Source organism: Pantoea sp. NGS-ED-1003 (assembly GCF_000738765.1).
GTDB classification, from domain to species: domain Bacteria; phylum Pseudomonadota; class Gammaproteobacteria; order Enterobacterales; family Enterobacteriaceae; genus Pantoea; species Pantoea septica.
This window is the reverse complement of the sequence record NZ_JPQA01000005.1, coordinates 87,190-106,887: the sequence shown is the minus strand read 5'-3', so window position 1 is coordinate 106,887 and position 19,698 is coordinate 87,190. Positions and strand designations below refer to the sequence as shown.

Annotated in this window: 20 protein-coding genes and 3 tRNA genes; 16 read left to right on the top strand and 7 right to left on the bottom strand. The window is 58.1% G+C overall.

Going from position 1 to position 19,698, the window contains the following annotated elements; genetic code table 11:
- The first annotated feature begins 101 nt into the window (after nucleotides 1–101).
- Complete coding sequence (locus JS46_RS11460) at nucleotides 102–800, top strand: extensin family protein (RefSeq protein WP_033751104.1); 699 nt, start codon at nucleotides 102–104, stop codon at nucleotides 798–800.
- 1 nt (nucleotide 801) lies between these two features.
- Here JS46_RS11460 and JS46_RS11455 read toward each other — a convergent pair whose 3' ends face one another.
- Nucleotides 802–1,644: a DUF4396 domain-containing protein gene (locus JS46_RS11455; RefSeq protein WP_235213000.1), complete on the bottom strand. Its 843-nt coding sequence runs from the start codon at nucleotides 1,642–1,644 to the stop codon at nucleotides 802–804.
- A gap of 384 nt (nucleotides 1,645–2,028) precedes the next feature.
- On the opposite strand from JS46_RS11455, the gene sdiA reads away from it, so the two are divergent.
- Nucleotides 2,029–2,751: a transcriptional regulator SdiA gene (gene sdiA / locus JS46_RS11450; protein WP_033751098.1), complete on the top strand. Its 723-nt coding sequence runs from the start codon at nucleotides 2,029–2,031 to the stop codon at nucleotides 2,749–2,751.
- Between the two features lie 122 nt (nucleotides 2,752–2,873).
- Nucleotides 2,874–3,485, top strand: a complete 612-nt coding sequence (locus JS46_RS11445) for an acyl-homoserine-lactone synthase (protein WP_033751919.1) — start codon at nucleotides 2,874–2,876, stop codon at nucleotides 3,483–3,485.
- Nucleotides 3,486–3,519: 34 nt separating this feature from the next.
- On the opposite strand, the gene JS46_RS11440 is transcribed toward JS46_RS11445, so the two are convergent.
- On the bottom strand, nucleotides 3,520–3,744 hold the full coding sequence (locus tag JS46_RS11440; protein ID WP_033751095.1) for a DUF2594 family protein: 225 nt from the start codon (nucleotides 3,742–3,744) through the stop codon (nucleotides 3,520–3,522).
- A gap of 423 nt (nucleotides 3,745–4,167) precedes the next feature.
- Here JS46_RS11440 and uvrY point away from each other — a divergent pair, with 423 nt between their 5' ends.
- The 7 genes from uvrY to JS46_RS11405 all read left to right on the top strand — a co-directional run bounded on the left by uvrY (nucleotide 4,168) and on the right by JS46_RS11405 (nucleotide 8,069).
- Nucleotides 4,168–4,827 carry a UvrY/SirA/GacA family response regulator transcription factor gene (gene uvrY, locus JS46_RS11435; protein WP_033751092.1) on the top strand — a complete coding sequence of 220 codons (660 nt, stop codon included), beginning with the start codon at nucleotides 4,168–4,170 and terminating at the stop codon, nucleotides 4,825–4,827.
- The gene (gene uvrC, locus JS46_RS11430; RefSeq protein WP_033751089.1) at nucleotides 4,820–6,652 is read left to right on the top strand and encodes an excinuclease ABC subunit UvrC; all 1,833 of its coding nucleotides are present in this window, start codon (nucleotides 4,820–4,822) and stop codon (nucleotides 6,650–6,652) included. The genes uvrY and uvrC overlap by 8 nt, the downstream gene beginning before the upstream one ends.
- Before the next feature lie 68 nt (nucleotides 6,653–6,720).
- Nucleotides 6,721–7,269 carry a CDP-diacylglycerol--glycerol-3-phosphate 3-phosphatidyltransferase gene (gene pgsA / locus JS46_RS11425; RefSeq protein ID WP_033751087.1) on the top strand — a complete coding sequence of 183 codons (549 nt, stop codon included), beginning with the start codon at nucleotides 6,721–6,723 and terminating at the stop codon, nucleotides 7,267–7,269.
- 152 nt (nucleotides 7,270–7,421) lie between these two features.
- Nucleotides 7,422–7,497, top strand: a tRNA-Gly gene (locus JS46_RS11420).
- A gap of 40 nt (nucleotides 7,498–7,537) precedes the next feature.
- Nucleotides 7,538–7,611: transfer RNA gene (locus JS46_RS11415), tRNA-Cys, on the top strand.
- 11 nt (nucleotides 7,612–7,622) lie between these two features.
- Nucleotides 7,623–7,708 (top strand) — tRNA-Leu (locus JS46_RS11410).
- 160 nt (nucleotides 7,709–7,868) lie between these two features.
- A complete protein-coding gene (locus JS46_RS11405; protein WP_235212999.1) occupies nucleotides 7,869–8,069 on the top strand; it encodes a hypothetical protein in 201 nt (66 codons plus the stop codon).
- Nucleotides 8,070–8,176: 107 nt separating this feature from the next.
- Here JS46_RS11405 and JS46_RS24460 read toward each other — a convergent pair whose 3' ends face one another.
- Nucleotides 8,177–8,347, bottom strand: a complete 171-nt coding sequence (locus tag JS46_RS24460) for a hypothetical protein (RefSeq protein WP_033751084.1) — start codon at nucleotides 8,345–8,347, stop codon at nucleotides 8,177–8,179.
- 152 nt (nucleotides 8,348–8,499) lie between these two features.
- Between JS46_RS24460 and JS46_RS11395 the strand changes: the two genes are divergently transcribed.
- Entirely contained in the window at nucleotides 8,500–8,781 is a 282-nt protein-coding gene (locus JS46_RS11395) for a DUF6404 family protein (protein WP_235212998.1), read from the top strand.
- A 41-nt stretch (nucleotides 8,782–8,822) separates the two neighbouring features.
- Here JS46_RS11395 and JS46_RS11390 read toward each other — a convergent pair whose 3' ends face one another.
- The 4 genes from JS46_RS11390 to JS46_RS11375 all read right to left on the bottom strand — a co-directional run bounded on the left by JS46_RS11390 (nucleotide 8,823) and on the right by JS46_RS11375 (nucleotide 12,394).
- Nucleotides 8,823–10,322, bottom strand: a complete 1,500-nt coding sequence (locus JS46_RS11390; protein WP_033751077.1) for a SulP family inorganic anion transporter — start codon at nucleotides 10,320–10,322, stop codon at nucleotides 8,823–8,825.
- A 145-nt stretch (nucleotides 10,323–10,467) separates the two neighbouring features.
- Nucleotides 10,468–10,728 (bottom strand): biofilm/acid-resistance regulator YmgB/AriR, encoded by a 261-nt coding sequence (locus tag JS46_RS11385; protein ID WP_033751075.1) that lies wholly within the window; start codon nucleotides 10,726–10,728, stop codon nucleotides 10,468–10,470.
- A gap of 371 nt (nucleotides 10,729–11,099) precedes the next feature.
- Nucleotides 11,100–11,507: a DUF2000 domain-containing protein gene (locus JS46_RS11380; RefSeq protein WP_033751072.1), complete on the bottom strand. Its 408-nt coding sequence runs from the start codon at nucleotides 11,505–11,507 to the stop codon at nucleotides 11,100–11,102.
- A 41-nt stretch (nucleotides 11,508–11,548) separates the two neighbouring features.
- Nucleotides 11,549–12,394, bottom strand: a complete 846-nt coding sequence (locus JS46_RS11375; protein WP_033751069.1) for an AraC family transcriptional regulator — start codon at nucleotides 12,392–12,394, stop codon at nucleotides 11,549–11,551.
- Nucleotides 12,395–12,554: 160 nt separating this feature from the next.
- On the opposite strand from JS46_RS11375, the gene JS46_RS11370 reads away from it, so the two are divergent.
- The 5 genes from JS46_RS11370 to JS46_RS11350 all read left to right on the top strand — a co-directional run bounded on the left by JS46_RS11370 (nucleotide 12,555) and on the right by JS46_RS11350 (nucleotide 19,543).
- Entirely contained in the window at nucleotides 12,555–12,986 is a 432-nt protein-coding gene (locus JS46_RS11370) for a MarR family winged helix-turn-helix transcriptional regulator (RefSeq protein WP_033751067.1), read from the top strand.
- A gap of 2 nt (nucleotides 12,987–12,988) precedes the next feature.
- Nucleotides 12,989–14,674, top strand: coding sequence for an MFS transporter (locus tag JS46_RS11365; protein ID WP_033751065.1), 1,686 nt, complete (start codon nucleotides 12,989–12,991; stop codon nucleotides 14,672–14,674).
- A complete protein-coding gene (locus JS46_RS11360; protein WP_033751062.1) occupies nucleotides 14,671–15,765 on the top strand; it encodes an HlyD family secretion protein in 1,095 nt (364 codons plus the stop codon). Before JS46_RS11365 ends, JS46_RS11360 begins: the two co-directional genes overlap by 4 nt.
- On the top strand, nucleotides 15,765–17,138 hold the full coding sequence (locus tag JS46_RS11355; RefSeq protein ID WP_033751059.1) for an efflux transporter outer membrane subunit: 1,374 nt from the start codon (nucleotides 15,765–15,767) through the stop codon (nucleotides 17,136–17,138). Before JS46_RS11360 ends, JS46_RS11355 begins: the two co-directional genes overlap by 1 nt.
- A gap of 194 nt (nucleotides 17,139–17,332) precedes the next feature.
- Entirely contained in the window at nucleotides 17,333–19,543 is a 2,211-nt protein-coding gene (locus JS46_RS11350; protein WP_033751056.1) for a TonB-dependent siderophore receptor, read from the top strand.
- Nucleotides 19,544–19,698: the final 155 nt, after the last annotated feature.

Sequence of the window (19,698 nt, the reverse complement as noted above, 5' to 3'; positions counted from 1 at the left end):
ACAACGCGGCTGTTTTAAGCGAAAAGCGTCGTTTCCGGCGCTAAACCGGCGCGTAGCTTCTACACTTTTGTTCTCTAAATCAAGCTGCTGCAAGAGAGAGAATGCGCACAATTATTTTGCTGCTGGTGCTAATAGCCGTTGGCTGGTGGAGCCTGCCGTGGCTAAAACAGCATCTGCCGCCCCAGTTCAACCCCTTCACGCCGCTGGCGGTCACCGATCCGCCCGGCTGGATGACGCGCTACAAACTCAAGCGGCTGACTGGCGATCCCGCTGCCTGCCTCGACGTGATGCGCCGCGCGCAGCAGGCGGGCCTGGTGACGTTTAGCGCGCGTCCCGCCGTCACGGGCGCCTGCCCGCTGCCTGACCCGCTGCGCATCCAGCGTTTCGGCAGGGTCAGCCTGAGCAGCAGCTTTCTTGCCAGCTGTCCGATGGCCGTCGCCAGCACCATGTTTGTTCTGCGCAGCCAGCAGCGTCTGGCACAGGCGCAGCCCGGCGCGTCGCTGGCGCGCATCAACCATGTCGGCAGTTATGCCTGCCGCAATATCTATCACCGCACGGAAGGGCGCTTAAGCGAGCATGCCACCGCAGACGCCTGGGACGTCACCGGCTTTCAGCTGGCCGATGGGCAACGCATAGAGGTAGGGAAAAACTGGACGCAGCCGGAGAACAAGTCGGCTCTGCTGCATCAGCTCTGGCAGGAGGGGTGTAATAACTTCGGCAATGCGCTTGGGCCGGATTATAACGCCGCGCATGCTGGCCATTTTCATTTCGGCATGCGCGGAACCGGATATTGTCGATGAATTAAACCGCCGGGTTCAGGCCGCGTTTAATCAGGAAATGATTGGCGGGCCAGGAAAATATAAATCCGGTCAGCGTCGCGAGCTGCAGCATAAACCAGAAAGCCGCCATCAGCGGATTAATTTGCTGATGAAGTACAAACTTTAGGGCCAGGCTCATAAAGAGGAAAATACCCGCCTGATAAACCAGCAGCGGGAAAGTCTCGGTGCGAAAGGCGACCAGCAACGCGCGCCAGATAGAAAAGGCTTCGCGCTGCCTGATCGCCATAAATTGTAAAAAAAGACCGCTAATCAGAGAAATAGCCAGGCAGATAATTGCCTGCATCCAGAGCGGCGTAGCAAAATGATAGTGGTTTAGCAGAGTGATAATCGGAATTGTAATCAGTTCGCTAAAAATGCAGGCTGCCGCCGAGAGAGAAGTGGTAATAAATATGGTTTGCCAGCCGGCGTAATGATGAATTTTTTGTGGAACCAGTAACGCAAGTTTAAGCTGACGCGACGGTTTTCGACCAAGATACCACCAGGCCAGCCAGCCAAAGAACGGCATGTAGAGTCCGGTCAGCGGCCAGATAATGTTCATTATCCCGACAGGATGGGGATGGCGAAAAATATCCTTAAGGATCATCAGAGCGGTACAGGCTCCTAATACCAGGAAGGGTAATGCCAGCTGATTCAACATAGTGTTTCCCACCTGCAAAGGTAAAAGCGCATCCGTAAAAACGGCTGAGGGCTGCCAGAGGCCTGCACGCCGCGCGTAATGGGGAGGTAAGAGGTCCATGGTTAAGCGTAGCCCAATCGCAACACAAGGAAATGATCTATGCTTAAGCGAGACGGCAAAAAAAAGCACACATTTCCACTCCTGTCGGCCGTTTCGCTTTAGAATACCTTAACTCTATGTTTACAAATAAATTACGCATCTAAACTAATTTAACTTAATAGCTATGCTGAATGATGGCCAATGTATGAGGGATTTATTGTTGTGTTGCAGATTGAATCTGTTTAAGAAAAATCTTATTCTGTTTTTCGGCGGCTATACTGCTGAGAATGGGCTTCTCTTTCGAGAAACACAGGAAACATGCTTTAAGTAAAACACGCACAATCGGACGTACGTGGTTTTTACTGGCTTGCTGTTTTTTCTCAATAAAACTTTTTTCTCTTATAAATTTATTTTTTTAAAAATGTACAACCTCAATAACCAGACGCGTCAGCGTGAGGATAACGCCGAGGCAATATGACTAACGAAAATTATTTCGTCTGGCGCCGAGAGACGGAAAAAGAATTTCAGGCTCTCACTTCAACTGAAGAATTGAAGATGCTCATTCAGACACAGGCGGTGTCATTAGGGTTCGACAGCTATTCCTTTTTGATTCAGCATCCTGTGCCTTTTACCCGTCCGCGCCTTTTTTTGCATCACACTTATCCAAAAGCCTGGATGAAACGCTATGAGGAAAAAAACTATTACGCCGTCGATCCGGTGTTATTGCTTTGCCAGCAGCCGGGACGAGGGCTGGAGTGGACGGACGAGATCTTCGCTGAGGCCGGCGATTTGTGGAAAGAGGCGCAGGAGTATGGGCTAAACAGCGGATTTTCCTGCTCCGCGATGGCGTCAAATCGCGCCATTGGTATATTATCTATAGCATCTCGCCTGGCAAGCAAGACGCAGCATTTGCACACCGAGCTGGAAGTGAAACTGCACTTTCTGGCGGAGCTGAGTTTGCGCGCGCTCCAGCGTTTTTCCGATGATGCGCTAATGGTGCTAAAAAATGATTTCAGTCAGCGCGAGCTAGAGATTTTGAAATGGACCGCTGAGGGCAAAACCTCGGCTGAAATTTCGCTTATTTTAGCTATTTCGCAGCATACGGTGAATTTTCACCAAAAGAATATGCAAAAGCGATTTAATGTTTCCAATAAAACCCAAATTGCCTGTTATGCGGCGGCAATTGGTCTGATATAGAAAAAGGCAACTACTAAATTTAGTAGTTACGTTGCCGGAAGCAGTTGTCTACCCTGCGCCGGGACTTTGCCAGGCGGGCGTAGCGTAAATCAGTGCAAACATGAGGATGTCAGGGGCGCATGATGAAGATAATTCAAACCCAGTTAAAGGATATGCCGTCCTCTCTGCTGGCCGAGTTAGGCAGCTACCGTTATAGCGTATTTGCGCGTGGAGAAGGTTGGTCTATTCCGCCGCGTCTCAGCACGCCGGGTCAGGAGTATGACCGTTTTGATCGTTCGGATGTTACCTGGCTGCTGGCATGGAGCGCGCGCGACGGCATTAGCGGCTGCGCGCGGCTGATGCCGTGGCATGAGCCCGCCCAGAGCGAAGGGCTGGTGGTGCCGTTTAGTCATGAAAAAGTATGGGAGATGTCGCGCTTCTCGGCGAAGCTGGAAGTGGACGCGGAGCTACCGTTCAACCTGTTATGGCACGCTGTACAGCTCGCCGAACTCAACGGCATGGAGTATTTGATTAGCTCGGCGACGCCGATGCTGGAGAAGATGTTTGAGGATCACCAGGTCGCCTATGAGCCGCTCACGCCGGGCTTGATTCAGTCGGAAGACAATCTGTTCGCCATTCGTATTCCAGTGGCGCAGCCGGCGCTGGCGGAAAAGTATCGCGGCACGCGGCGCTTCAGCCCGGAAGAGGTATTGCCGTCGCTGGGCGTCTCCGTTAACTGGCAGTCGCACACCTGACAGCGCGCCCCCGCGTCAGGCGGGGGCGAACGCATCACTGACGATACGCGGTTTTAATCTGTTTAATGGTATTGCTAAACACTTCCGCCTGCGGCTTGTCACCCAGAGTCTGCACGTAGCGTTCCATATTTATAATCACTTTGCCGGCATCCGCCTGACCCATTCCTTTCAGAATCAGCGTCACCATCATTTTCAGACAGGCGACTTCGTCGGCCAGCTTTAGCGTGTCGTGCGAGGTAACAAATTCTTCGTCGCTCATCGTGTTCTCCTTGGGGGTTAATCGAACGTGCCGGCATGTTCCGCACAGCCGTGCATCAGTATATCACAGCGCGCCATTTACCTTCGCAAGCGAAGCGTCAGGGCGGCCGAGTCATCAACAGGATATTATTTAAAGCAGCAGGTGAATAATTTTCACAGCATGCCTGCGCTGCATTTAAGCGCAGAGCGAGATTTTGCCTGGTATATAATTTAACATTTTGAAATTTAATGAAAATTAAAAAAAATAAAATGATCATATTTTATGCACCCACATATTAATTTAGCTGACTGGAAAGCCTTGATGTAAATCATTGAATACGGCCAAACATTCGGGCAATTGATGTTCATTATGGCGAAAAGCAGGTATCATGCGCGGATTCATAACCCGAATTATTCCTCATTTTAGCTTGCGGAGTGCTCCCCGTTGATCAGTGTTCTTCTTGTGGATGACCATGAACTGGTACGCGCCGGTATTCGCCGCATACTGGAAGATATGAAAGGTCTTGTGGTCGCGGGAGAGGCCTGTTGCGGCGAGGACGCGGTGAAATGGTGCCGAACTCATCAGGTCGACGTGATCCTGATGGATATGAATATGCCCGGCATTGGCGGGCTGGAAGCGACGCGCAAAATCGTGCGCTTCAATCCCGATATCAAAATTATTATGCTGACCATCCACACCGAAAACCCGCTGCCCGCTAAGGTGATGCAGGCGGGCGCGGCGGGTTATCTCAGCAAAGGCGCCGCGCCGCAGGAAGTGGTGAATGCTATCCGCTCCGTGCACGCCGGCCAGCGCTACATTGCGTCAGATATCGCCCAACAGATGGCGCTTAGCCAGATCGAGCCGCAAAAAGCGGAATCGCCCTTCAGCTGTTTGTCGGAAAGGGAATTGCAGATTATGCTGATGATCACCAAAGGGCAAAAGGTGACGGAAATTTCCGAGCAGCTCAATCTCAGTCCTAAAACCGTTAACAGCTACCGTTATCGCATGTTCAGCAAGCTGAACATCAGCGGCGACGTAGAGTTAACGCATCTGGCCATTCGACATGGCCTGTTCAATGCGGAGCCGTTAATCAGTAGTGAGTGAAGTTTTCAACGCCAAAGCCTTTCTCAGCACGGTGACCAGCCAGCCGGGCGTGTACCGCATGTACGACGCCTCGGACACCGTGATCTATGTAGGAAAAGCCAAAGATCTTAAGAAGCGCCTCAGCAGCTACTTTCGCAGCCACGTCGGCAGTCGAAAGACCGAGGTGCTGGTCAGCAACATCCATCATATAGACGTCACCGTTACGCACACTGAAACGGAAGCGCTGCTGCTCGAGCATAACTACATCAAGCTCTATCAGCCGCGCTACAACGTGCTGATGCGCGACGATAAATCCTATCCGTTTATCTTTCTCAGCAGCGATACGCATCCGCGCCTGGCCTACCATCGCGGGGCGAAACACGCCAAAGGCGAATATTTCGGCCCGTTCCCGAACGGTTATGCGGTGCGTGAAACCCTGGCGCTGATGCAAAAAGTCTTTCCGATTCGCCAGTGTGAAAACAGCGTCTACCGCAATCGCTCCCGACCCTGCCTGCAGTATCAGATTGGACGCTGCCTCGGTCCGTGCGTCGCCGGTCTGGTGAGCGAAGAGGAGTATGCGCAGCAGACAGAGTACGTGCGGCTGTTTCTCGCCGGTAAAGATGACCAGGTGCTGAACATGCTGGTGAAGCGCATGGAAGAGGCGAGCATCGGGCTGCGCTTCGAAGAGGCGGCGCGTCTGCGCGACCAGATTCAGGCGGTGCGCCGCATCACGGAAAAGCAGTTCGTCTCCAATCAGGGCGACGATCTGGACGTGGTGGGCGTGGCCTACGACGCCGGCATGGCCTGCCTGCACGTGCTCTTTATTCGTCAGGGCAAGGTGCTGGGCAGCCGCAGCTACTTCCCGAAAGTCCCGGCCGATACCGAGCTGGCGGAGGTGGTGCAGACCTTCGTCGGCCAGTTTTACCTGCAGGGCAGCGAAGCGCGCACCCTGCCGGGCGATATCCTGCTGGACTTCGATCTGCCTGAACGCGAACTGCTAGCCGCGTCGCTGAGCGAGCTGGCGGGGCGACGCGTGGCCATTCAGAGCAAACCGCGCGGCGACCGCGCGCGTTATCTCAAGCTGGCGCGCACCAACGCCGCGACGGCGCTCACCACGCGGCTCTCGCAGCACTCCACTATCCAGCAGCGGCTGGCGGCGCTGGCGCAGTTTCTCGAGCTGGACAAAATCAACCGCATGGAGTGTTTCGACATCAGCCACACCATGGGCGAACAGACCATCGCCTCCTGCGTAGTGTTCGACGCCAACGGACCGCTGCGTAGCGACTACCGCCGCTACAACATCGAAGGCATTACGCCAGGCGATGATTATGCGGCGATGAATCAGGTGCTGCGCCGCCGCTACGGCAAAGCGCTGGAAGAGGACAAAATACCCGACGTCATCCTGATCGACGGCGGCAAGGGACAGCTGTCGCAGGCGAAGCAGGTATTTGCCGAACTGGACGTGGAATGGGATAAGTCGCGACCGATTTTACTGGGCGTAGCGAAAGGCAGCGATCGTAAAGCGGGCCTTGAAACGCTCTTCTTTGAAGCGGAAGGCGAGGGCGTTTCGCTGCCGCCGGACTCCGCAGCGCTGCATGTTATCCAGCATATTCGTGACGACGCTCACAATCATGCAATTTCGGGCCACCGTAAAAAACGGGCGAAAGTAAAGAACACCAGCGCGCTGGAGAGCATCGAAGGCATCGGCCCAAAACGACGCCAGCAGCTGCTTAAGTACATGGGCGGCCTGCAACCCTTGATGAACGCCACGGTTGAAGAGATCGCCAATGTGCCCGGCATTTCGTTCGCGCTGGCGGAAAAAATATACCATTCGCTAAAACACTAGCATTGAAACAGGTGAGGCAATGTAGGAACATAGGGGAAATTCTACCCATTCCAGACAGTTACCGGCATATGCAATTTAACATTCCGACGTGTCTCACCCTGTTTCGAGTCGTCCTGATTCCTTTCTTCGTGCTGGCTTTCTATCTGCCGTTCTACTGGGCGCCGTTCGCCACCGCGCTGATCTTCGTGGTCGCTGCGGTTACCGACTGGTTCGACGGATTTCTCGCCCGTCGCTGGAAGCAAACCACGCGCTTCGGCGCCTTCCTCGATCCGGTGGCCGATAAGGTGATGGTGGCGATTGCGCTGGTCCTGGTGGCGGAATACTTTCACTCGTGGTGGATTACTCTGCCGGCCGCGACCATGATCGCGCGCGAAATTATTATTTCTGCGCTGCGCGAGTGGATGGCGGAGATCGGCAAGCGCAGCAGCGTCGCCGTCTCCTGGATCGGCAAGGTGAAAACCACGGCGCAGATGCTCTCGCTGGTGGCGCTGCTGTGGCGTCCCGACACTACGGTTATCGCCGTGGGCGTGGTGGCGCTTTATATCGCCGCCGTGCTGACATTCTGGTCTATGTTTCAGTATTTAAGCGCTGCGCGCGGCGATTTGCTCGATAGCTGATCGAAGCGACTTAAAAAGCAGCAAACGGACGCACTGTGAAGATAATTCTGTTGACTCAGTGCGTCAGGTCAGTAGAATGCATCGCATCGAACGGCGGCAAGGCTGCCAGAAGATAAGCAAAATCAGCAAGTTCCATTAGATTGCTGAACAATGCGGGAATAGCTCAGTTGGTAGAGCACGACCTTGCCAAGGTCGGGGTCGCGAGTTCGAGTCTCGTTTCCCGCTCCAGATTTGCAGGTCAGGATCCCCTGACGGCACAGCGGATAAAGGCGCGTTGGCAGAGTGGCCATGCAGCGGATTGCAAATCCGTCCACCTCGGTTCGACTCCGGGACGCGCCTCCACTTTACACCCTGCCCGGGTGGTGAAATCGGTAGACACAAGGGATTTAAAATCCCTCGGCTTATGGTCGTGCGGGTTCAAGTCCCGCCCCGGGCACCATCTCTATCGATTAAAAAACCAAATTAAAAAAAAGCAGTAGTAAGCAATGTCGTGACCGCCTTCAGGGCGGTTTTTTTGTGTCTGAATTGTCCCGCCAGCTAATCAATATAAGCGTTCCTGTAATTCGCGTTACTTTACTTCCTCACTAACAGGGGAGGTTATGATGGAAACGAAGTACGCTAAAGATGCTGTTCATGTGTGTCGTTTGATGTTTGGGCAGGCCGTGCTTGAGCTGCTGGCCGATCGACAACCGGTGACCAACCGCGCGCTCAAAGAAAAGATTAAGGTAATGCTGCCCGACGCAAAACCCGATCTTGTCTACGAAACCGCGATGGCGTTACTTGATCACTCTCTGCATTGAGTGCGAAATCCTTTAACTCAGACCTGACATCGCTTACAGCGAGCGGCAACCTTTCAGACAGAAAGGAAAGTTAAAATGAAAAAACCCGGCGTTAACCGGGTTTTTCATTACGACTGCGGCTGTCCAACTGGACCTGAGCCCAGCGTGCCGCCCGGCGACGACTGACCGCTTGGCGCATGAGGGCGGCCATCCGATTTAATCGCGTCGCTGCGGTGCATACAGCCCGCCAGCGCCAGCACCGCCAGCGTAATGCAGATCCCTTTTTTCACGTTATTCATCGTTGCCACCTTATTCTCCGGTATTGAAAAAGAAAGCATAAAAATGCAATGAAATTAAAGCGTAGCAGGCCAGCGCCAGCGCACCAGCTCTACACGCGTAATTAATTCATGCCGGTAAAATTTGACCCGCCTCTCATCTGATGCAGCCTGAAGTGCAAAACGCCGCGCGATGCGATATTTTCACGCCTCGACAACGCGGCACGGGCCGCGCTGACAAAGAAGGAAACGAGATGCAGGGCGTCGTGAAATTTATCAAAGGCTGTCTACTGTTTTCCCTGCTGTGGGGCCTGTTTATGTGGTTCTGCTTCTGGCAAAAAGAGGGGATGGAAACAGGAATGGCGATTTTACAAAGCCTCTACGCAGGCGTCATCTATCAGGCGATGACGACGCTCATCGCGCGCTTCAAGGCGCGCCGGCAGGCCAAACCGCTTTAATGGCGATGCGGCTTCCGCCGCATCGCATCATCAGCCGTAAATCACTCGAATTTACCGGTCAGGCGGCGATGAAAATCGCTGCTGCGGGTATCCAGACCGACAATCGTCACCTGCGCGCCGTGGCGCTGATAGCGGTATTCAATGCCGTCGAGCGCGGCCACCGACGAGGCATCCCAGATTTGCGCATCGGTCAGGTCGATCGTCACCTGTTTCGGGTCATGACCGTAATCGAAGTGCTCAAACAGATCGTTGCTGCTGGCGAAAAAGAGCGGGCCGCGCACGCGATAGCGCACCGACTGACCGTCGGAGCTGACTTCGCGCTCGGCGTGGATCACGTGGGCGATACGGCGCGCAAACAGCATCATGGCGGCGATCACGCCCGCCAGTACCCCCAGCGCCAGGTTGCCGGTCCAGACCGTGACGCCAATCGTCAGCGCCATCACCAGCGTCTCCGACCAGGGCATGCGCCTGAGCGTTGCGGGCTGCAGGCTGTGCCAGTTCACCGTTTTCACCGCGACCACCATCATAATGCCCGCCAGCACGACCATCGGAATTTGCGCCATGATCGCGCTCAGGCCGGTTACCAGCAGCAGTAGCACCAGCCCGGCGACCAGCGTCGAAACGCGCGTGCGCGCCTTGCCCAGCTCGACGTTGACGATGGTCTGGCCGATCATCGCGCAGCCGGCGATGCCGCCGTAGAAGGCGGCGAAAATGTTAGCGACACCTAATCCCCAGGACTCGCGACGCTTGCTGGAGAGCGTATCGGTCAGATCGTCCACCAGCTTGGCGGTGAGCAGCGACTCCATCAGGCCGACAAAGGCGATGCTGAGCGCGGTCGGCCAGACGATTTGTAACGTCTGCAGGCTTAACGGCACCTGGAGCGCATTGAGACCGGGCAAGCCGGCGCTCATCGGGCCTTCATCGCCCACGTTGGGCACGCGCCAGCCCATCAGCAGCGCGACGGCGGTGACCACCACGATAGCGACCAGCGGCGAGGGCACGCTTTTCAGCAGGCGCGGCAGCAGCAGCACGATCGCCAGCGTCACGGCAAACAGCAGCCATACCAGCGAGCTCTCCCCCCAGACGTGCGGCACCTGCGCGAAGAAGATCAGGACGCCGAGCGCATTGACGAAGCCGAGCATTACCGAGCGCGGGATATAGCGCATCATGCGCGCCAGACCGGCCACGCCGAACAGGATCTGAATCACGCCGCCCAGCACCACGGCGGGCAAAATATAGGCCACGCCGTGCGCATGCACCATCGGGCCGATCACCAGTGCCACCGAGCCGGCGGCGGCGGTCACCATCGCCGGACGCCCGCCCAGTATCGAGAGCGTCAGGCAGAGCACCACCGACGCTACCAGGCTGACCTTGGGGTCGACGCCGGCGATCACGGAAAAGGAGATCACTTCTGGGATTAAGGCCAGCGCGGTGATCACGCCTGCCAGACACTCGCGGGTGAGCAGGGCGGGGGAACGCAGCACGCGGCCCATGCTCAGGTCGTTGTCCAGGGATGGAACAACGTCATTAGGTTGACTCATCAACTTGCAGGCTCTTTTTGATTATTCGCTCTCGCGACAGAAGCGGAGAACGCAGCAGAAATTAAGCTGGAGAGAGTACTGTCTGAAAGGAAAATTTGCCAGCGATGGCGGAACGGGCAGGATAACTCCATCCCTGGAGTCAGGATTACACCGTTAAATCGTCGGGGGTTTTATGCACCACCAGCTCCAGCAGCTGACGATAGATGTCGAGCGTCGCCGGATCTGACTCCAGCTCCAGCCGGTGGATCAGTTTAGCGATAATCGCTTTATTGGTGACAGGATTGCCCGTCTGGAGAATCTCCGCGATTGCTAAACCCAGCATTTCCATCTCGCTAGCGGCGTTGTTGGCCGCTGCGTTGAAGCGATCACCCATCTCTTTATCGGTTTGCGAAACAGCGTTTTGCATGTGTCAGCCCTAAAATAGCCCTGGCGTCTATTCGAATACCAGATCAATTAACGATGAAAATCCCCTTACATGGACAGATGTAAAGGGTGCCAGCTCATCAAAAAAAAGGACCTCTGAAGGTGGAAATCCACTGACACCTTCAGAGGCGACGCAAACGCATCATTCGTTACGGAATCGTTATCCGATTCATGGGACGTAAAGTTATACAATGAAGGTGTACAGACACAAGAGCAATATTAGTCAATTTGTGCTATTTGTTAATTATCAAATGCATAAATGTATACGAAGTGAGGCAAAGCTGTACAGGTTGTTTGTACAATGGCACACTTGTACAGCTATGTGGTTAAACGTGCGGCGTTTCTGGCCGCTGATTAGCTAAAAAGCTTTAACTTCGAGGTCAGTTTTCGCACCTGTTGTTTCTCGCCGACCAGTGCCAGACCCAGCAGGCGCCACTCGCTGGCCGGGATTTCGCGCATCGCCGCGCTAAAGGCCGCGTAGTCGGTGGTGGTCTGACCCTGCTCAGGAAAGAGCACCAGATCGCACGCCAGCTCGGCACAGCGGGCGCGCAGCGCGTCCATCTCGGCATGGGTGGCCGCCAGCACCGGAATGCCGACCGGAATAAGGCCGGGATAGCTGCAGGCGTTGGCATCCAGTAACGCCTCGCCGACCAGCGCGGGATGGCGCTGGCCGAGCGTCAGCGCGATGACCGCCGCGGCGTTGGCGGCTTTACCAGGGGCGAGATCGTTTTGCAAAATCATGACGCAACGAGGGTCTTGCATAGCACTTCTCCAGACAGAAAAAGGGCATTGTGGCCCGGTCTTCAGCCAGCGTCTGGAAGATTTGTGCAGGCCTGCTGATAGCGCGCCGGGGTCAGATGGCAGGCGCGCTTAAACCAGCGGCCCAGGTGGCTTTGATCGGCGAAGCCTAATGCCGCAGCGACGTCGGCGGCAGGAAGGCCCGCCGCCAGCTGTCGGCGGGCCTGGGATAAGCGCCACTGCACCAGCCAGGCGTGCGGCGGTAAGCCCCACTGCGCCTGAAACAGGCGCGAAAGGCGAAAGCGATCCACCTGCAGCGCCTCGGCCATCGCCTGTAATCCCGGATTAAGCGCATGATGAGCGATAAGCCAGTCGCGCGCCTGCTGGGCCAGCCGGCGATCGTTATCCGCCGCGCGCGGCTCGCTGCGCCATAGCGGATGCTGACTCAGCTGCAGAAACAGGCGGTCGAGCGTAGCCTCTTTGATCAATGCCGGATGGTCGTGCCACAGCGCGTCGAAACAGTGCCAGACGGACCAGGCGAGCGCCTGATCCTCGCGCAGCGTGGCGGCGAAGCGGAGTTCGACGCCGTGGTCAGGAGTGCAGAGCGGCGTCAGCTGCTGCGCGATCTGCTGCGGCGAGAGATAGAGCATACGATACGTAAAGCCCTGCGCATCTACCGCGTCGCCGTCGTGCAGCTCTTCCGGCTCCAGCATAAATACCGTGCCGGGGCGGCTACGGTGCTGTTTACGGCGCGAGTGAAACTGCTGCACGCCTTGCTCCGTCACGCCGATCAGATAGCTGTCGTGCCAGTGGGGATCGTAGGCGTGGCCGGTGAAATGTGCGCGGATAGTCTCGATGCCGTGCAAGGCGTCGCGGCGCAGATCTATCCAGTTGCTGTTGCGATCGGGCATAGTAGCTCCAGTTTTATCCCGTCTGGGTAGTAATATGACCTTAAAACCCGACGACATACGCGTCATTATTTAACGCCTTGTGCTATTTTCATTAGCAATTTGCTCGGCGTATAATAACGCACTCATTTAGTTAGAACTCTAATAATCAGGTCGCTACGCTTTGACTCTGCACTATAAAACCTTTACCCATCTTCTCTACCAGACCGCGCACGCGTGGCGGCTGGCCGTCGATCGTCACCTTAAACACAGCGGCCTGAGCATGAGCAGCTGGATGGCGATTGGCCTTATCGCCAGCGAAACGCGGCCGCTGACCCAGACGGAACTGGCGCAGATGCTTGGTCTGGAGGACGCCAGTATGGTGCCGCTTATCGACCGTCTGGTGAAACAGGAGCTGCTGACGCGCGTGCAGCCGCCGGAAGATCGCCGCAAGCGCCATCTGGTGCTGACGGAAAAAGGCAATCAGGCTTTCGCCTTAGTGAAAAACGAGGCGGACGCGCTGCGCGTCGATCTGCTCGGCGATATCGATCCGCAGGCGCTGGCGACCACGGAGCAGGTGCTGCAACAGCTGCTGACGCGTATGGGAAATATGTAGCGGTGGCACGACGCAATCCCTATGCGCAGCGCGAATGGTTGCCGCATGAAAAACCCATGCTGCCGGGCTCGCCCTCGACCCCGATTCATTCGCCGCCGAAACGGATTGCCTTTGGCCTGATAGGCCTGCTTATCTCGCTTACCGGCGCGCTCAGCAACGCGCTGGTTACCGCTAACCTGACCAACCTTCAGGGCACCTTCGGCGCCTACTCTAACGAAATCGCCTGGCTGCCCGCCGTCTACGTGATGGGCAATATTTCCATCAACCTGCTGCTGGTGAAGTTTCGCCAGCAGTTCGGCTTGCGCGTGTTCACCGAAGCCTTTCTGGTGCTCTACGTGCTGGTGGCCTTTTTCCATCTCTTCGCCAACGATCTCAGTTCGGCGATCATTGTGCGCACCGCCCACGGCATGGCGGGCGCGGCGCTCAGCTCGTTGGGGATCTACTATCAGGTGCAGGCGTGGCCGGCAAAGCACCGGCTGAAGGCGCTGGTGATCGGCCTGACCGTCTCGCAGTTCGCCATTCCGATGGCGCGGCTTTTTTCGTCCGAGCTGTTGCAGCTGGAAGAGTGGCGCGGGCTCTATCTGTTTGAGCTGGGTCTGGCGATGATCGCGCTGGGCTGCGTGCTGGTGGTGAAGCTGCCGCCGGGCGACCGCATCAAGGCTTTTGAAAAGCTCGATTTTGTCACCTTTATGCTGCTGGCGCCGGGCATGGCGCTGCTCTGCGGCGTGCTGTCGCTGGGGCGCATCGAATGGTGGTTCACCACGCCCTGGCTCGGCGTCTGCCTGGCGATCGCGCTGGTGCTGATCGTCGCGGCGATCGTCATTGAGCACAACCGGAAAAATCCGCTCATCAATACGCGCTGGCTCAGCAGCGGCAACATGGTGCGTCTCGGCATCGTGATGATTATGATACGCATCGTGCTGGCGGAGCAGAACACCGGCGCGGTGGGCTTTTTGCAGCAGCTGGGGCTGCTCAACGATCAGATGCGCGGCCTGTCGCTGGCGATTATCGGCGGCATGACGCTCGGCATCGCCACCAGCGCGCTGACCATCCGGCCCGCGCACCTTAACTGGCCGATCGTCACCTCGCTGGCGGTGATGATCGTCGCCTCGCTGATGGATGCCCAGGCCAGCCCGGTGACGCGCGCCAACAATATGTATCTCAGCCAGTTCCTGCTCGGCTTCAGCAGCACCTTTTTTATGGCGCCCGCAATGCTGATCGGCATCGGCAGCGTGGTAACGCAGCCGAAAAATCTGGTGAGCTTCGTGGTGCTGTTCGGCATGAGCCAGAATCTGGGCGGCCTGATCGGCTCCGCGATCCTCGGCACCTTTCAGGTCTGGCGAGAGAAGTACCACTCCAGCCTGATCGGCGATCAGCTCTCGCTGCTCGATCCCAACGTTACAGAGCGCCTCAGCCAGTATGGCGCGCTGTTCAACAGCCAGCTGGCCGATCCTGCGCTGCTGAGCGCGCAAAGCACCAGCCAGCTGCAGGTGGTGGCGACGCTGCAGGCGAACGTGCTGGCCTATAACGATACCTATTTACTGACGGCGGCGCTGGCGCTCATCACCCTGATGTGGGCGCTGTGGCGTCTCTCCCGTCAGCAATACCTCAACTGGCGACAGGCGCGCTTTAATCTGATGGAGCAGCGTCTGGCGGCAGCGTCACAAGAATCTATGGAGTCACGATGAGTCAGCAGGATGAACTTCAGGCGGCGGAGCGCGAGCGCGCCAATCGGCGGCGTATTCTTTCCATTGCGGCGGGAAGCGGCATCGCCATTCTTGGCGTGCTGATTATTTTATACGCCTGGCAGCTCTGGCCCTTCACCAGCGCTATACAGAGCACCGAGAACGCCTACGTGCGCGGCCAGGTGACCTTTATCAGCCCGCAGGTCAATGGCTATCTCACCTCGGTGGAGGTCGTGGATCTTCAGCCGGTGCAAAAAGGGCAACTGCTGATGACCATCGACGATCGTATCTATCGTCAGCGCGTGCATCAGGCGGAGGCGCAGCTGGCGATGAAGCAGGCGGCGCTCAGCAACAACCTGCAGCAGCGCCGCAGCGCGGAAGCCACCATCGCCAGCAATAAGGCCGCGCTGGAGAACGCCAGAGCGCAGGCGCTGAAGGGGGGCTTCGATCTGAAGCGCGTCGAAAATCTGGCCGCCGACGGCTCGCTCTCGGTGCGTGAACGCGATGCGGCGCGCGCCGCCAACGCGCAGGCGCAGGCGGCGGTGCGTCAGGCGGAGGCGCAGGTGGCGGTCGCGCAGCAGAATCTGCAAACCGTGATCGTCAATCGCGCGTCGCTGGAAGGCGACGTCGCCAGCGCCCAGGCGGCGCTGGAGCTGGCGCAGATCGATCTTGCCAATACCCGCATCGTTGCGCCGGACGCCGGGCAGCTCGGCCAGCTTTCGGTGCGCAAAGGCGCCTACGTCACGGCGGGCACGCGGCTGACCTCGGTGGTGCCGGACCATAAATGGATTATCGCCAATATGAAAGAGACGCAGCTGGCGGATATTCGGCCGGGCCTGCCGGCGACCTTCCGGGTCGACGCGCTCAACGGCAAACGCTTTAACGGCCATGTGGAATTTATCTCGCCGGCGGCGGGCTCCGAGTTCAGCGCGATTTCGCCGGATAACGCCACCGGCAACTTCGTCAAAATCGCCCAGCGCATTCCGGTGCGAATCGCCATTGACGAGGAGGATATGCGCGAGCTGCGCCCCGGCATGTCGGTGGAGGTCAGCATCGATACCGCCGCACAACCGCGCGATAAGGCGGTGAAGTAATGAGGCGGCTGTTATGCGCCGGTCTGGCGGCGCTCATGCTGGCCGGCTGCGCCACCGAGGTAGAGAAAGCGCCCGCGTCGCTGCCGATCCCGCCGCAGTGGCGTAATCAGGTTGGACCCGCCGCCGCGCCGGAAGCGGAGTGGTGGCGCGCCTTCGGCGACGACAATCTCAACCGGCTGGTGACGCAGGCGCTGCGCAATAACCTTGATATTCTCACGGCGCGTTCGCGCGTCGAACAGTACCGCGCCGAGCTGCGCGCGGCGCAGGGCGACAACTTCCCGACGCTGAGCGCGGGCGTCGGCGCGACGCATCAGCGCGCGCTCTCTGCCGCTACCGGCCAGCCTTACGAGAGCGCCGTTTATCAGGGGCTGCTGCAGGCGAGCTACGATGTCGACCTGTGGGGAGCGCGCAGCAGCAGCATCGCGGCCAGCGAAGCGTCGCTGGAGGCGCAGCGCGCGGCGGCGTCGGCGGCGGAGCTGACCGTCGCCAGCTCGGTAGCGTCGGGCTATCTGAGCCTGGTGGCGCTGGACGAGCAGCTGCGCGTCACCGAGGCGACGCTTGAGACGCGCGGCAATTCGCTGCAGCTGGCGCAGCGCCAGTTCGAAACCGGTTACAGTTCGCGGCTGGAGTGGATGCAGGCGGCGTCCGAATTCCAGACGGCGAAGGCGCAGGTGCCGCAGCTCAGGCATCAGATCGCCCAGCAGGAGAACGCCCTGAGCATTCTGGTGGGGATGAACCCGCGCGAGATCGCGCGTCGGCCGCAGTTCAACCAGATTATGCCGCAGCAAATGCCGCAGCTGTTGCCGTCGCAATTGCTTAACCGGCGGCCCGATATCGTCCAGGCGCAGCGCCTGCTGCTGGCGGCGGACGCCACGCTCGCCTCGTCGCAGGCGAAGCTGCTGCCCTCGCTCAACCTGACCGCGAGCGGCACCCTGCAAAGCAGCGAGCTGAATCAGCTGATCGACAATCCGTTCCGCCTCTGGAGCATTGGCGGCAGCGTGCTGGCGCCGCTGCTGAACCGCGAAGCGCTGACGGCGCAGGTAGATGTGTCGATGGCGGCGCGTAACCAGGCGCTTTACGGCTATGAGAAAGTGGTGCGCAACGCCTTCTCCGAGGTGAACGACGCGATGGACGCCATACTGCAAGGGCAGGCGCAGCTGGCGGAGCTGCAGAAACAGGAAGAGTATGTCTCGGAGGCGCTGCGCATCGCTCGCAATCGCTATCAAAACGGTTACGCCTCCTATCTTGACGAGCTGGACGCGCAGCGCACGCTGTTCTCTACCCAGCTCAATCTGGTCTCGGTAAAAAACAACCTGCTGCTGGCGCAAATCGCCCTGTACCGCGCGCTGGGCGGCGGCTGGCAGGCGCCTTAAATCATTTTCGCGCGGCGGAGCAGGCCGCCGCGTTTTCAGCCTGCTGCTTTCCATAAAATCCTTTTAGCATAAATCACTTATGTGCCTCTTGTCTTTCGCCTGTCAAGATTTTGCTTGCAATAAAAGCAAGGCTGCGCATAATCGCAAACCGTAATAATAATGATTATCAGTAACTTTAGCATTAGGGATCGACTATGCGCCGTTCGCTTTCTTCTCCCGGAATTAAACCGACGCTGCTGGCCTTACTGGTCAGCGCCGGTTGTTTGCCAGTGATGGCTGCTACCACCAACACCCGTGACTCCGCTTCAACCGCCAGTAGCGACGAGCAGGTCCTGACCGTCACCGCCGCGCCGCAGAGCGACTTCAAACCCGGTGGCGACCAGCTGGTGCCCGCTTATCTTGATGGCCAGGTAGCCCATGGCGGCCGTCTCGGCATGCTGGGCGAGCAGAGCGCCATGGAGGTGCCGTTCAACGTTATCGGCTTCACCTCGAAGATGATCCAGGATCGGCAGGCGAAAACCATCGCCGACGTGGTGAAAAATGACGCGGGCGTGCAGAGCCTGCAGGGCTACGGCAACTTCGCTGAAACCTACCGCATCCGCGGCTTTACGCTGGATGGCGACGATATGACCTTCGGCGGGCTGCCGGGCGTGGTGCCGCGCCAGGTGATGGACGCGTCGCTGATCGATCGCGTCGAGATCTTCAAAGGCGCCAACGGCCTGCTTAACGGCGCCGCCAGCAGCGGGGTAGGCGGCATGATCAACCTCGAGCCGAAACATGCCGAGGATCTGCCGCTGACGCGCGTCGGCGTCGATTACACCTCGGCGCAGCAGATCGGCACGACCACCGATATCAGCCGCCGTTTCGGCGATGCTAACCAGTTCGGCGTGCGCCTGAACGCGGTGCATCGCGAAGGGGAAACCGGCGTCGACGGCGAGCAGAAGCGCACCACTGCCGCCTCCCTCGGGCTGGACTACCGCGGCGATCGCCTGCGCACCTCGCTGGACGTCGGCTATCAGAAAAAAACCTTCCACGATGCTGATAACGGCGTCAACATCAGCGGCATCGACTTTATTCCAAAGCTGCCGTCAAACAGCCACAACTACAGCCAGGATTGGGTCTACAGCGATATCGAGTCAGAGTTCGGCATGGCGCGCGCCGAGTATGACGTTACCGACAGCTGGACGCTTTACGGCGCGGTGGGCGCGCAGCACTCTCACGAGCTGGGCGACTACGCGTCGCCGAAGCTCACCGATGCAGACGGCAACGCGCAAATCGGCCGTCTTGACACCAATCGCATCATCAACAACTTCAGCGGCATGGCCGGGCTGCGCGGCCGCTTCGATACCGGCTTTATCAGCCATAAGGTCAACGTCGGCTATTCCGCCTACACCTCGCGCAACAACACCGCGTGGCGCATGGCCTACGGCGCGAACACCGAGTCGACCAATATCTATCACACCGGCAAGGTGCCGAACCCGACCAATAACCTCACCGGCGGCGACTACAGCGATCCGCTCACCACCGGCCGCAACCGCACCCAGGGCTACCTGCTGAGCGACACGCTGGGCGTGCTGAACGACAGCGTGCAGCTGACTTTAGGCGCGCGCCATCAGAAAGTGGTGGTGCGCAACTACAGCAACGCCACCGGCGCCGAAGATACCTCGAGCCGCTACACCGACAGCCGCTGGATGCCGACCTACGGCATTCTCTATAAACCGCTTGAGTCGGTGGCGCTTTATGCCAACCACACCGAGTCGCTGCAGCCGGGCGAGGTGGCGCCGAACAACGCCACCAACTACGGCACCACGACCGGCATCGCCCATGCGAAACAGAATGAGGTGGGCGTGAAGGTCGATTTCCAGCGCGTGGGCGGATCGCTGGCGCTGTTCGAGATCAAGAAGCCGTCGGGCATTCTTAACGGCGACGGCAGCTATGGCCTGGACGGCGAGCAGCGCAACCGCGGCGTGGAGCTGAATCTCTTCGGCGAGCCGGTGCTGGGCGTGCGTCTCACCGGCAGCGCGACCTGGATCGATCCAGAGATGACCAAAACCGAAAACGGCAGCTACAACGGCAAGGATGCCATCGGCGTGCCGCGCTACAACCTGGTGTTCGGCGGCGAGTATGACATCAGACCGGTTGACGGCCTGACGGCGACGGCCCAGCTGCAGCGCACCGGATCGCAGTGGGCGGACGCCGCCAACAGCAAAAAGATCGACAGCTATACCACGCTGGATCTGGGCATGCGTTACCGCATGAAGGTGAAAGAAAACGATCTGGTGTGGCGCGTCGGCCTCGATAACGTGACCAATGAGAAGTACTGGTCCTCTGTCGACGATACCGGCACCTACCTGTTCCGCGGCGACGGCCGCACGCTGAAGGCCGGCGTCAGCTACGACTTCTGATCCGCTAACGGGACGCGCTTCGCGTCCCGCTTTTTTTGCACAAGAAAAGGCTGGCGGGCGGCCCGGTTTCTATTACACTGGTCGCCGCCGCAAGCCTGCGGCGATCCACCGATTTCCGTTGAGAATCTATGCTTCCACTGTCGCCGCACGATCCG